The organism is Ruegeria sp. CDSB117, assembly GCF_059611005.1.
In genome coordinates this window covers 125,982-137,582 of the sequence record NZ_JBXWOS010000002.1, presented here as the reverse complement: position 1 = coordinate 137,582, position 11,601 = coordinate 125,982, and the positions used below count along the sequence as shown (strand labels likewise).

General features: G+C 58.6%; 14 protein-coding genes. 4 read left to right on the top strand and 10 right to left on the bottom strand.

Going from position 1 to position 11,601, the window contains the following annotated elements:
- Nucleotides 1-2 precede the first annotated feature (2 nt).
- Complete coding sequence (locus tag AC2FJC_RS03515) at nt 3-887, bottom strand: fatty acid desaturase (protein WP_496738432.1); 885 nt, start codon at nt 885-887, stop codon at nt 3-5.
- Nucleotides 880-1,083 carry a DUF2061 domain-containing protein gene (locus tag AC2FJC_RS03510; protein ID WP_058278218.1) on the bottom strand — a complete coding sequence of 68 codons (204 nt, stop codon included), beginning with the start codon at nt 1,081-1,083 and terminating at the stop codon, nt 880-882. The genes AC2FJC_RS03515 and AC2FJC_RS03510 overlap by 8 nt, the downstream gene beginning before the upstream one ends.
- A gap of 107 nt (nt 1,084-1,190) precedes the next feature.
- On the opposite strand from AC2FJC_RS03510, the gene AC2FJC_RS03505 reads away from it, so the two are divergent.
- Nucleotides 1,191-2,054 (top strand): helix-turn-helix domain-containing protein, encoded by an 864-nt coding sequence (locus tag AC2FJC_RS03505; protein ID WP_496738431.1) that lies wholly within the window; start codon nt 1,191-1,193, stop codon nt 2,052-2,054.
- A 94-nt stretch (nt 2,055-2,148) separates the two neighbouring features.
- Nucleotides 2,149-2,331, top strand: a complete 183-nt coding sequence (locus AC2FJC_RS03500) for a hypothetical protein (RefSeq protein WP_496738430.1) — start codon at nt 2,149-2,151, stop codon at nt 2,329-2,331.
- Here the strand turns inward: AC2FJC_RS03500 and AC2FJC_RS03495 are convergent.
- Genes AC2FJC_RS03495 through bcoG form a run of 4 tightly spaced genes read right to left on the bottom strand, consistent with a single transcriptional unit; the run spans nt 2,328 to nt 5,699 of the window.
- Nucleotides 2,328-3,089 carry an SDR family oxidoreductase gene (locus tag AC2FJC_RS03495; RefSeq protein WP_496738429.1) on the bottom strand — a complete coding sequence of 254 codons (762 nt, stop codon included), beginning with the start codon at nt 3,087-3,089 and terminating at the stop codon, nt 2,328-2,330. The genes AC2FJC_RS03500 and AC2FJC_RS03495 overlap by 4 nt on opposite strands.
- Nucleotides 3,086-4,552, bottom strand: a complete 1,467-nt coding sequence (locus tag AC2FJC_RS03490) for a carnitine 3-dehydrogenase (protein WP_496738428.1) — start codon at nt 4,550-4,552, stop codon at nt 3,086-3,088. Before AC2FJC_RS03490 ends, AC2FJC_RS03495 begins: the two co-directional genes overlap by 4 nt.
- A 5-nt stretch (nt 4,553-4,557) precedes the next feature.
- Nucleotides 4,558-4,791, bottom strand: a complete 234-nt coding sequence (locus AC2FJC_RS03485) for a hypothetical protein (protein ID WP_496738427.1) — start codon at nt 4,789-4,791, stop codon at nt 4,558-4,560.
- Nucleotides 4,788-5,699: a 3-dehydrocarnitine:acetyl-CoA trimethylamine transferase BcoG gene (gene bcoG / locus AC2FJC_RS03480; protein ID WP_496738426.1), complete on the bottom strand. Its 912-nt coding sequence runs from the start codon at nt 5,697-5,699 to the stop codon at nt 4,788-4,790. The genes AC2FJC_RS03485 and bcoG overlap by 4 nt, the downstream gene beginning before the upstream one ends.
- A gap of 133 nt (nt 5,700-5,832) precedes the next feature.
- Here bcoG and AC2FJC_RS03475 point away from each other — a divergent pair, with 133 nt between their 5' ends.
- A complete protein-coding gene (locus AC2FJC_RS03475; protein ID WP_496738425.1) occupies nt 5,833-6,819 on the top strand; it encodes a GlxA family transcriptional regulator in 987 nt (328 codons plus the stop codon).
- 70 nt (nt 6,820-6,889) lie between these two features.
- Here AC2FJC_RS03475 and AC2FJC_RS03470 read toward each other — a convergent pair whose 3' ends face one another.
- Nucleotides 6,890-7,936 (bottom strand): aldo/keto reductase, encoded by a 1,047-nt coding sequence (locus tag AC2FJC_RS03470; RefSeq protein WP_496738424.1) that lies wholly within the window; start codon nt 7,934-7,936, stop codon nt 6,890-6,892.
- Nucleotides 7,937-8,036: 100 nt separating this feature from the next.
- On the opposite strand from AC2FJC_RS03470, the gene AC2FJC_RS03465 reads away from it, so the two are divergent.
- Nucleotides 8,037-8,210, top strand: coding sequence for a hypothetical protein (locus AC2FJC_RS03465; protein ID WP_496733520.1), 174 nt, complete (start codon nt 8,037-8,039; stop codon nt 8,208-8,210).
- A gap of 15 nt (nt 8,211-8,225) precedes the next feature.
- Here AC2FJC_RS03465 and AC2FJC_RS03460 read toward each other — a convergent pair whose 3' ends face one another.
- The 3 genes from AC2FJC_RS03460 to AC2FJC_RS03450 form a co-directional block, all read right to left on the bottom strand.
- Nucleotides 8,226-9,419, bottom strand: a complete 1,194-nt coding sequence (locus tag AC2FJC_RS03460) for an NADH:flavin oxidoreductase/NADH oxidase family protein (RefSeq protein WP_496738423.1) — start codon at nt 9,417-9,419, stop codon at nt 8,226-8,228.
- 154 nt (nt 9,420-9,573) lie between these two features.
- Nucleotides 9,574-10,032, bottom strand: a complete 459-nt coding sequence (locus tag AC2FJC_RS03455) for a DNA polymerase III subunit chi (RefSeq protein ID WP_282118261.1) — start codon at nt 10,030-10,032, stop codon at nt 9,574-9,576.
- 4 nt (nt 10,033-10,036) lie between these two features.
- Nucleotides 10,037-11,503 carry a leucyl aminopeptidase gene (locus tag AC2FJC_RS03450; protein WP_496738422.1) on the bottom strand — a complete coding sequence of 489 codons (1,467 nt, stop codon included), beginning with the start codon at nt 11,501-11,503 and terminating at the stop codon, nt 10,037-10,039.
- Nucleotides 11,504-11,601 lie beyond the last annotated feature (98 nt).

The following is an 11,601-nucleotide window of genomic DNA, read 5'->3' as shown; positions in this document are numbered from 1 at the left end:
AATCAACCCTTTGGCCAGAGCGGATGCGCCACGGGGTCCTTCGCGCGCCAAAGGTACGAGCGGAAGATCTGACCATAGGACCGATAGACATAGGCCTCGTTCGTTGACTGATACCGATCTCTTCCAGCCCGATACAGAGCGGGCAATCGGTACCACGGCGCACCGGGATTCATGTGATGTACGACGTGCAGGTTGTTGTTTAGAAACAAGAAAGCCAATAGTCCGCGATCTTCGACTATGACGGTACGGGCTCCCGAGTCTTCATGCGCTCTGTGTTCAAGAAACGTTCGGATTTTGACCAAACCCAACCCAATGTAAGCTGACAGAACAAAGGCCCACAGCGGCATTGGCGATTGCGCGACTATCCACAAAACCACAGCGGCTCCGATCAGGTGCAGCCCCCAGGCCAGTAATATGTCTTTGTCTCCGCGTTTTGCGCCGCGCAGCTCATCCCGAATGAAGGTGAATTGACCAATCGCCGGGCCCAGCACCATGCGTCCAAGCAGCGTGTTATTCGCTCTCAGCAGTCGCTTTTGCCAGCCTTTGAGCGTATTCCAAACCTTCGGGTCCAGATAGTTCGACTCAGGGTCGTCATACGGATCAGTCAGGGTCGAATCCCTGTGATGCGCCAGATGCAGATCGCGGAACCGGTTATATGGGATGAACAAAGTCAACGGCAGCGCCAACAGTGCCTCGTTCAACCAACGGGTGCGAAAAGGATGTCCATGCAGCGCCTCATGTGTCAGCGATGAGTGCAACGCCGCGACCAATCCCATTGCGGGAATGGCCAGCCAAACCGGGAACATAAAGATCACAGCAAGCCAAGCTGCGTAGCATGCGATTATAAGGGCAAAGGTGCCCCACTCGGGACCTGGCCGCTCAGACATTTCGGCCCCATGTGATGCCTGCCCAGACGCGCTCGTAGATCACGTACATCGTCAGGCCGATGCCCGTGTTCACAATCGCCAACGTCCCGCCAACTGCAGCAGAGCCTGTCGCGATAAGACCCACCAGCGTCATCATGACCAGGCCCATCGCGTTCCACACTACAGCCTTCACGACCGATCTTCGTCGCGTTTCCATTCCGTCACCCATATTATTGTTATGCTTTAAGAATTACGGACCACAGGCAGGATTGAAAATTCTGAATATGATTAACAAAACTCATCATATGTGATATTTATCATCATATGCAGGATAAGATCGACAAACGAGACCGAGCTGCGCAGTTTCGACTACGCCTTGCGCGCGCCATGGAAGAGCAGCACGTCACGCAAAGTGCACTGGCCCGAAACATTGGTGTGGACCGGTCAACCGTATCCCAGCTTTTGACCGGCGAAGGCGCCCGCCTGCCGAACGCGCATGTTGTGGGCAGTTGCGCATCGGCGCTTGGGGTTTCTGCGGATTGGTTGCTGAGCCTTTCGGATCGGCCCGAAAGCGCGGCCGAGCTTTTGGCAAGCTCTCTAAGTATGACAAAAGCGCCGCGCGCATTGGTCGATGAGCGTATTTTCGAATGGCACAAGGAGGCCGCTGGCTACAAAGTACGCTATGTTCCAGCCACCCTGCCTGACATGTTGAAAACCCGCACCGTGCTGGAATGGGAATACGCCCCGCATTTGGGACGCACAGCAGATCAGGCCATCGGCGCGTCGGCAGACAGGCTGACTTGGATGCGCAGCGCGCAATCCGACTATGAAATCGCCATGCCACTGTATGAGATCGACAGTTTTGCCCGCGCGACCGGCTACTACGAAGGCCTGTGTCCAAAAATCCGGATGGACCAGATCGACCACCTGTTAGAGCTGAGCGACCAGCTTTATCCCCGCATGCGCATCTATCTGTTTGACGCTAAACGCCTCTACTCCGCGCCTGTCACCATTTTCGGCCCGCTGCTGTGTGTGTTCTACGCGGGCAGTCACTATATGGCCTTTCGGGACCGCGACAGAATCGAGGTTTTTTCCCGTCATTTCGATACGTTGGTGCGCGAAGCGGATGTGACGGCGCGGGATTTCCCCGAACACCTCAGGCAGCTGCGATCAGCAATATCCGCCTGATCGCAGTCCGATAGATGCAGAAGCGACCAAGGTGTGATATCGTCACTTGGCGCGAACTTTCGAGCGATCCGATCACAGACGGAGGACCATAGGAATGGACGCACTAAAAACCGCTCAATACGCACGGGCGCTTTATTCCGCCCACGGAGATCAGGCCGAGGCCGAGGCCGCGCAGAAGATGCGCGAATGCAAAGACGCCGGGAACATGCAGCAAGCCCGCGACTGGCAGGCAGTTCGCCAGAGCATCCGCCAGATTCGCGGACCCAATCAGGCTTAAACCTTGGGGTCGGGGTTGACGGTGTGCCCATCGACCGCAATCACCTGCCCCGACACCAACCGCGCCGCATCTGATGCAAGGAACACGGCCATATTGGCGATGTCGTGCCCTTCGACGAAGCGACCCATTGAAGTGCCCGAGGCATAACCCTCATAGACCTGATCGCGTGTCATGCCCTTGGCATCGGCCTCGCGCTGCAGGACGCCTTCCATCCGCGGACCCTCAACCGAGCCAGGGCAAATGACATTGCACCGCACTCCGTGTGCACCAAGCTCCATCGCCAGAGTTTTGGCCAGCCCGATCATCCCCCATTTCGCCGCCGCATAGGGCGCACGATTGGGATAACCATATTGTCCCGCAGTCGAAGACGTTATGACCACCGCGCCGCTGCCTTGTCGTTTCAGGATTGGAGCCGCGTATTTGGCGGACAGAAACGCACCCTCCAGATTCACTGCCAGGCACATGCGCCAATCGTCCAATGCAACGTCTTCGACCAAAGCGGTTGGTCCCGCGATTCCTGCGTTTGCGCACAGGGTATCCAAACCACCCCATTCCGCCTCGATGTCATTGAACAAGGTGGCCACGGCATCCTCATCCGCGACATTCGCCTCGGACCGCTGCCAATGGGCCGGACAATCAGACAGGGCATTCGGGTCAACATCAGCCACCCAAACCTGCGCACCGGCTGTATCAAAGGCCTCGGCCATGGCGCGGCCAACGCCCGACGCGCCAGCCGTGATCAGAACACGCCCACTCATGCCGGTTTGCGGATCGCCGCACCCGCACCTTCCGGATAAGGCAAGCTTGCCTGAGCTTCAGCGATCCGGGCCATAGCCGCTTCGATTTCGACAGAAGGTGCGCTCGGGCGACGGGTTTCCAGACTGACATGCAGCAGGAAGCTTTCGCCTGTGGCCAAAAGCTTGTCGCCTTCATACATGGAATGGAACACGTGCAGCTTCTTGCCCTGCCCCAATAGCATCTGCGTGCGCACTTCGATCTTTGCACCTGCGTGGACTTCGTCGATATAACGGATATGGTTTTCTGCGGTGAAGTAACTGCCGCCCGAGGCGATGTAATCCGCATCACACCCCATGATCTCCATGAACCGGTCGGTCGCCGCGGCGAAGGCCTCAAGGTAACGCGCCTCGTTCATGTGACCGTTATAGTCGGTCCAGTCCAACGGCACTGCGCGCGACAAGGTCAGAATTGGCTGGCTCAGATCGGCCTGATCCATCGTCGGAAGTGCGCCCGGTTTCAGCGCCGCGTCATGCTGGTTCAGAACAGCACCGGCCCCATAGTTCTGCGCCTTGAGCGCCCGCATCATACCAACGAGGTTATTGTCGCGGATGCGCTCTAGTTCGCGGATCGAGTGCATGCCCGATTGCGCGTCAGACTGATCCGCGATCATGTCGACCAGCTCATCAGTGAATTCGGGCACATCCATCAGCTTGGTCCAAGGCCATTGCAACGCCGGGCCGAACTGCGCCATGAAGTGCCTCATCCCCGCCTCACCACCGGCTACACGATAGGTTTCGAACAGACCCATCTGTGCCCAGCGAATGCCAAAGCCCATGCGAATTGCATCGTCGATTTCTTCGGTTGTCGCGATACCGTCTTTGACCAGCCACAGCGCCTCGCGCCAGACGGCTTCGAGGAACCGGTCAGCAATATGCGCGTCGATCTCTTTTTTGACATGCAGAGGGAAGAAGCCCACCGATTTCAACAGGTCCTTCGCGCGGTCGACCATTTCGGGCGGGTTCTTGTCGGTCGGCACCAATTCGATCAGCGGCAGCAGATACACCGGGTTGAACGGGTGCGTCACAACAATCTGTTCTGGGCGCAGCGCTCCTTCCTGCAGCTCGGACGGTTTGAACCCGCTGGTTGACGACCCGATGATCGCCTCCGGATCGCAGGCCTGTTGCAAGCTTTTGTAAACCTTCAGCTTCAGATCCAACCGTTCGGGCACGCTTTCCTGAATCCAGGTGGCGCCTTGCACGGCGTCCGCCAGATCATCGTGAAAGGTAAGTGCCCCCTCAGACGGCAAAAGCACATCACTCAACCCCGGCAGAGACCGGCGCGCGTTGTCGAGTACCTCACCAATCTTGCGCTCGGCCTCCGGGTCCGGATCGAACACACGGACATCCCAACCGTTAAGCAAGAACCGCGCGGCCCACCCGCCGCCGATGACACCACCACCGATGATAGCTGCTATTTTTGTCATTAGTTTCACCAATTGTCTGGCAGTTTGATTTCTGCACCATCTATGAGCCAGCCATTCTCATCATAGCCGACGCAAAGTTGGGGGTTTGCGTTTCGGTCTGCGCGATAGTCACCTGCAATGTTCTCGCAAGTCTCGTTCAGGGCGTGAGCGCCATCAAACTCGACATCTGCCTCTTGAATTGTAGATGTCGAGCAAGCTGCCACGGTCACAAAGAGACCTGAAACCAAAACACGACTCACTTAGGCGCTCGTTTGACCAGCCCCAACTTCTCACGCACTTCCTGCGCGCCGATCACCCGCGCACCCATGTTTGAGACGATGGTGTTCGCCCGCTCAACCAACTGCCAGTTTTCGGCCAGAACGCCCTTATCCAGCCACAGGTTGTCTTCAAGCCCAACGCGCACATTACCGCCCGCCAGCACCGAAGCTGACGCGTATGCCATCTGGTTCCGTCCCAGCGCAAATGCGCTGAATGTCCAGTCATCAGGCACGTTGTTCACCATAGCCATGAAGGTATTCAGATCATCCGGCGCGCCCCACGGCACGCCCATGCACAGTTGAACCAGTGCCGGGCTGTCCAGAACGCCGTCCTTCACCAGCTGCTTTGCGTACCACAAGTGACCGGTGTCAAAGGCTTCGATCTCGGGCTTCACGCCCAGATGCGTCATCATCCGGCCCATCGCCTGCAGCATGCCCGGCGTGTTAGTCATGACATAGTCGGCCTCGGCAAAATTCATGGTGCCGCAATCCAGAGTACAGATTTCGGGAAGACACTCGGCCACATGCTCCACCCGAGCCGCCGCGCCGATCATGTCGGTGCCGTCCTCGTTCAACGGCAGCGGAGCTTCCGTCGGGCCAAAGATCATGTCACCGCCCATCCCGGCGGTGAGGTTCAGCACAACGTCGACCTCGGCTTCACGAATGCGATCAGTCACCTCGCGGTACAGGTCCAAACGACGGCTGGGTGCACCGGTTTCCGGATCACGCACATGGCAGTGAACAATGGCCGCGCCGGCCTTGGCCGCGGCGATCGCACTTTCGGCGATTTGCTTTGGCGAACGCGGCACATGCGGGCTGCGATCCTGTGTTCCGCCCGAGCCGGTGACAGCGCAGGTGATGAAGACTTCGCGGTTCATTTCCAGTGGCATGGTGTTTTCCCCAACTTATACCCGGTTTTGACCTAAGTTATCCTCAGGCTTCTCCCCGGATTCCGATTTGCGTTCATCCCCGACTCTGGCGCAGCTTTATGGAAACAACTTGCCAGAATGCGAATCGAACTTGATGAAATCCGCAAAAAACATATTGCAGCCCGAACATCGCGCCCTGAAAACGGCCGTGCTGGTTCTGGACGAATGCAACACGCTCAGCTTTGCCTCGGCCGTTGATCCCATGCGCGCCGCCAACCGTCTGGCGGACCGCCCGGCCTTTGACTGGGATTATGTGACGGCCACAGCGGAACCGGCGATGCTGACCAGCGCCCTGAATGTTCCAGGCACACCGCTGGCTCGGTTGCAGGGCTGCGACCTGATGATCGTCATCGCGGGATTCCAGCTGGTCCGTCACGCCACACCCAGCCTGCTCGCCGGATTGCGCCGTATCGCTGGCACCGGGGCCACCATGGCCGGCATCGACGGCGGCCCCTGGCTACTGGCCGAAGCCGGCCTGCTGAACGGCCACTCCGCCACAACGCACTGGGAGGATCTGGACAATTTCGCGACCCGCTTCCCCGACGTTGATGTGCGCCCCGACCGGTTCACTATTTCCGACAACCGCCTGACCTCTGGTGGCGCAATCCCAGCGGTTGAGATGATGCTGCACATCATCGCCGCCCGTCACGGCGCAGGTTTTGCCGCCCGCGTGTCCGGCCTGTTCCTATACGAGGGCGCACCCGAGCCGTCCAAGCCACAAAGCCGTACAGGCGCGCCGCATCGCCATACTGCTCTGACGGCAAAGGCGAATTCGCTCATGGAAAGGTCTCTAGAGGACCCGCTTCCCCTGACCGACATCGCCGACACCTTGGGCACCAGCCCGCGTACCCTGCAACAGCAGTTCCGCCTGCGCCTGAACACGACGCCCCAGGATCACTATCTGCAACTGCGCCTGGCCGAAGCCCGGCGTCTGGTCACCGACACGGATATGCCACTGATGGACGTGGCACTCGCCACAGGCTTTGCCTCACAATCCAGCTTTGCCCGTGCTTTCCGCACCGCGCACGGCCTGTCGGCCAGAGACCTCCGTCAGGACCGGATCCAGCCCACACATCACTGACCGGATCCGCTTCATCTGGCTAAAAATTTCCCGGGGGAGTCGCGCAAAGCGCGGCGGATGCAGAGCCCCCTTAGAACGGCATCGGATGCGCGCGATGCGCGGCACTGATATCCGCCAGGACATCATCCGCCAACACCACCTCCGTGCCCCCCAGAATATGGGCCAGCTGCGAAATTGTGGTCGCGCCAAAAATAGCAGACATCATGAACGGGCGTGTCCGGCACCATGCCAGCGCCATATGCACCGGATCCAGGCCATGCCGCTGCGCTATCTCCAGATAGGCATCGACGGCCCCAAACACACGCTCGTACTTTCGCCCACCCATGGTCGGAACAAGATCCATGCGCGAGCCCTTAGGCACCGCTCCGCCCTGATATTTGCCCGTCAGAAACCCTGCCGCCAACGGAGAAAACGCCATCAGGCCGACATCTTCGTGCACGCTTAGCTCGGCCATATCGGTGTCGAAGTGGCGGCACAGCAGAGAATACTCATTCTGGACCGAAGCAACCCGTGGCGCGCCCAACTGTTCGGCCAGCCGCAGCCATTGCGCGGTGCCCCATGCGCTTTCATTCGACAGGCCGAATGCGCGGATATTGCCCTTGTCGACTTGCTGTTGCAGGGCTTCAAGACACTCCTGCATATTCGCCAACACCTCATCGGTGTTGTGACCGGACGGCGCATAGTCCCAATTCTGTCGAAACATGTAACTGCCGCGATTGGGCCAGTGAAACTGATACAGATCGATGCAATCTGTCTGCAAACGACGCAGAGACCCCTCGATCGCTTCGGGGATCGTTTGAGCAGAAATCGGTGCCCCGTCGCGGGCATGGGCGAAACCTGCGCCGGAATGTTTGGTCGCCAGAATATACTCTGCCCGCCGCGCGGGGTTCACCGCGTTCCAGTTGCCCAGGATTTCCTCGGTCCGCCCCACGGTCTCTTTCAAGACCGGGTTCACCGGGTACATTTCAGCAGCGTCAACGAAATTGATCCCCGCCTCCAGCGCCATATCGATCTGGGTATGTGCATCGGCCTCAGAGGTCTGCGCGCCAAACGTCATGGTTCCAAGGCACAGATCCGTCACTTCAATACCAGTGCGCCCCAATGGGTTCTTTTTCATCTCAAAATCCTTCTGCTCGCAACGTGGCGCACCCTAATGCAGAGAACAGGTAGGGCAAGGGTCCAGGCGATCAATTCCCGTGCAGCAAGGGATTGGGCTTATGCAAACCTCGCTGCAAAAAAGCGGCATAAAGCCAAACGCAGCGCATGGCGTTTCTGCCGCAACCATACGGGTATCCACGCAGATTCCAGTAAATGCGCTTTCATTTCAAGGTTTTGAGTGGCTATACGAACCAATGCTGCAAATCACTGCGGCTGCACCAATGTCGGCTTGAGGTTGCTCGTGAAGTTCAGCCGAAATGAGAATTCCAAATCTCTCGTCGAATCTCATCCCTGGCCTCGTATGCCGCTATTGCTTCGTCTAGATCATCTGGTTCAAGCGCACCCTCACCCCTGGCGATCCGCGTGACTTGCATCGTGTACCATGCAGTCACACCGCCTTCCGGAGGGTTTTTGAAACGCGGGAATTGCGGCTCGTCGCGTTGATCGGAAAGCCAAAATGACGGCAATTCTGGATCAACGACCAATGCGCGGGCCAATCCAACGAGATCGGCTTTGCCTTCCGCAATGGCGCTTTTGGCCTGTGCAAGCGTCTTGAAACCGCCCGTCACCATAAGGGGGATACTTGTTTTCGCCCGCGCACGCGCAGCAAAATCCAGGAAATAGGCGCCGGAACCCGCACGATCCGATGATGACGCAGCACCCGGAAAATATGTGCCACCGCTGACATCGATCAGATCAATCGATGTTTTGTCTAATGCCGCAATGACCTCAAGGGATTCATCTTCAGCGAAGCCGCCTTCAAGTTGATCTGTCGCGTTCAACTTGATGCCCACAGGGAAATCCGGGCCAACGGCATCGCGCACGGCGCTGATCACTTCCAGCAGCAGTCTCATCCGGTTTTGCGAAGAACCGCCATAGGCATCTTCGCGTTTGTTGAATAGCGGAGACAGAAACTGGTTGAGCAAGAATCCATGGGCCGCATGCAACTCAACGCCACCGAACCCAAGCTGCTTGGCAAGGTCTGCCGTGCGTGCAAATTCGGCCGGCAGCGCGTGGATTTCATCCAAGGACAGCGCGCCGCATTTCAGACCGGGCAAATCAAGGCGACTCGGACCTTTCGGCGAGCTGATCGGAGCATCCGCCATCGCCCCCGCATGTCCAAGTTGCGGCCACAAATGAGCGTCGTTGGTTGCCCCTGCCTGTGCAAGTTTTCTTAGGATTGCGAAATCGGATTGATCGTTCAAAACCAAATTGCCGGGCTTCTCTGCGAAATGAGGTGTGCCTTGCACTTCGCCGATGATCGACAGGGCGAGGCCGCCAGTTGCCCAACGCTCGTAGAGCTTGATTTGATCATCACTTGGATTGCCTCTGCCATCACCAAGCGAGTCAGACATCGCCGATTTAGCAATTCGGTTTTTAAGAGTTACGCCGCAGGGCAAAATTAGCGGTTGGCGCAAGAGAGACTGAGGTTTGTTGGACATTTGGCTCCTCAAACTTAGGCCTTAACAATTGAAAGCAGTTATTTTTGCTGTGTACAGCATCCGGCAATTTGGGCTTCAATCCGGTCATTGAGGCATTTCTGATCGCACATCTTTGCGCGATGACCACCACGCCTTCCGGAAAGCGGCTCCGGCTCTAAGCCTCAGCTTTCTTTTCCCAGCGCCCGGATTCTTCGGACCAGTATTGGGCGGAACATCCCGCACCGGTCAAAGCCTTCCACTGTCCGCGCGCGTGTTGAACGGCCTCTGCGTCATTGCCATCGAACAGGATACATACGCGGTCCAGTTTCTTGATCTCATCGGGGTCGACCGCCGCGCCATCTACCGCCATGACACAAGACGGGTCATTGGCAGCCTGCGCCTCGGTCGTCAGCAAGATCGGCTGCGCGGCATCGTGCGGACCGCCTGCGCGGCCATGTGGCAGGAACCCTTCTTCGGGCCCCTGCCACAGCTTTTCGTCCAGCCAGTCCATCCGCGCGGGATCGCTGCCTCGCACGGCAATCTTCCACCCGGCCTGCCGCGCCTTGTCCAGCAGCACCGGCAAGGTATGCTCCAACGGTTGGCGGGTCAGGTGATAGAAATAGACGGCCCCCATCGGCTTACTCGAAATTGTCCTGAACGAAACGGCTCAACGCGCGTACGCCCCAGCCGGTTGCGCCCTTCGGGGCGTAGGATGTCTCGGCAGAGACCGAAGCCACACCGGCGATATCCAGGTGAATCCACGGCATGTCTTCCTTGACGAACCGCTGCAGGAACTGCGCCGCAGTGATCGAACCCGCAGGGCGTCCGCCCACGTTCTTCATATCGGCAATGCGCGACTTCAGTTGCTTGTCATAGGCTTCGCCCAACGGCATGCGCCATGCGCCTTCATCCTCGGCCCCCGCCGCCTTCAGGAAGGCATTGCAGAACGTGTCGTTGTTCGAAAATACGCCCGCGTTTTCATGCCCGAGGCCGATGATGACCGCTCCGGTTAGGGTGGCCAGATCGACCATTCCCACAGGCTTGAACCGCTCTTGCGCGTACCACATCACGTCGCACAGAACCAAACGGCCCTCGGCATCGGTGTTGATGATCTCGACCGTGTCACCCTTCATGGATTTGACCACATCGCCCGGACGGGTAGCGTTGCCCGAAGGCATGTTCTCTACTAGACCAACCAGTCCGACAACGTTGGCCTTGGCGTTGCGTTTGGCCAGCGCGCGCATGGTACCGGCCACTACGCCAGCGCCGCCCATGTCCATGGTCATGTCTTCCATGCCACCCGCAGGTTTCAGCGAAATACCACCGGTGTCGAACACCACACCCTTACCGACCAATGCCAGCGGCGCGTCATCTTTGTCGCCGCCATTCCATTGCATCACCACAACCTTCGAAGGGCTGTCCGACCCCTGCCCGACGCTTAGCAGCGTACGCATGCCCAGCTCGGCCAGCTTGTCTTCTTCCAGCACTTCGACCTCAAGCCCCAGTGCCTTCATCTCGTCCAGACGGTCGGCGAATTCCGTGGTGGTCAGGATATTGGCAGGCTCGTTGGTCAAATCGCGGGTCATACGGACACCGTCGGCGACCGCGTAGAGCGGTGCAAACGCAGCCTCGATCTCATCCGCCTTCTGGTGGGTTATGATGACCGAACCAGCTTCATCCGATTCCTTGGTCTTGTGCGCATCAAAATCATAGCTGCGCAGCGCGATGCCCATGGCCAGATCCTCGGCCTTAACCTGATTGCCCGACATCACCAGCAGGTCCTTGCTGCCCGCCAGCTTGGCCAGCGCGGCACCGGCCTTGCGGGCCTCGGCGGGTTCGGGACGGCGCGGCAGAACCAGAACGTCCAGCGCCTCGGCTGCCATGCCGGATGGCCACGCCATCGAGATCACGTCACCGGTTTTCACTTTTTCGAACCGCTCGCTTTCGACCAGCCGTGTCACAGCCCCGCGGGTCAGACGGTTGGCGCGGCGGGCGGCAGGGTTCATTTTGCCGTCGGACGGGATGATAATGGCCACGCGCCCTTCGGCCTGCGCCATCGCATCCATGTCGGGGTCCTGGAAACGGATCGGTACAAGACTGCTCATTGCGAACTCCTCAAAATCAGTTCCCCAAGACCTAGCCCGCGCCGCGCGGCTTGACCAGATAGCAGTTTTCCCCGGCCCGCATTTGGATTACAGTCCCG

Excerpts from the sequence above, each read along its gene's own strand:
- AC2FJC_RS03475 (WP_496738425.1), top strand. The coding sequence starts at position 5,833 with ATGAAATCCGCAAAAAACATATTGCAGCCCGAACATCGCGCCCTGAAA.
- AC2FJC_RS03505 (WP_496738431.1), top strand. The coding sequence starts at position 1,191 with ATGCAGGATAAGATCGACAAACGAGACCGAGCTGCGCAGTTTCGACTA.
- AC2FJC_RS03455 (WP_282118261.1), bottom strand. The coding sequence starts at position 10,032 with ATGGGGGCCGTCTATTTCTATCACCTGACCCGCCAACCGTTGGAGCAT.
- AC2FJC_RS03470 (WP_496738424.1), bottom strand. The coding sequence starts at position 7,936 with ATGAAAAAGAACCCATTGGGGCGCACTGGTATTGAAGTGACGGATCTG.
- AC2FJC_RS03515 (WP_496738432.1), bottom strand. The coding sequence starts at position 887 with ATGTCTGAGCGGCCAGGTCCCGAGTGGGGCACCTTTGCCCTTATAATC.
- AC2FJC_RS03465 (WP_496733520.1), top strand. The coding sequence starts at position 8,037 with ATGCAAACCTCGCTGCAAAAAAGCGGCATAAAGCCAAACGCAGCGCAT.
- AC2FJC_RS03495 (WP_496738429.1), bottom strand. The coding sequence starts at position 3,089 with ATGAGTGGGCGTGTTCTGATCACGGCTGGCGCGTCGGGCGTTGGCCGC.
- AC2FJC_RS03510 (WP_058278218.1), bottom strand. The coding sequence starts at position 1,083 with ATGGAAACGCGACGAAGATCGGTCGTGAAGGCTGTAGTGTGGAACGCG.
- AC2FJC_RS03450 (WP_496738422.1), bottom strand. The coding sequence starts at position 11,503 with ATGAGCAGTCTTGTACCGATCCGTTTCCAGGACCCCGACATGGATGCG.
- AC2FJC_RS03490 (WP_496738428.1), bottom strand. The coding sequence starts at position 4,552 with ATGACAAAAATAGCAGCTATCATCGGTGGTGGTGTCATCGGCGGCGGG.
- bcoG (WP_496738426.1), bottom strand. The coding sequence starts at position 5,699 with ATGCCACTGGAAATGAACCGCGAAGTCTTCATCACCTGCGCTGTCACC.
- AC2FJC_RS03500 (WP_496738430.1), top strand. The coding sequence starts at position 2,149 with ATGGACGCACTAAAAACCGCTCAATACGCACGGGCGCTTTATTCCGCC.
- AC2FJC_RS03460 (WP_496738423.1), bottom strand. The coding sequence starts at position 9,419 with ATGTCCAACAAACCTCAGTCTCTCTTGCGCCAACCGCTAATTTTGCCC.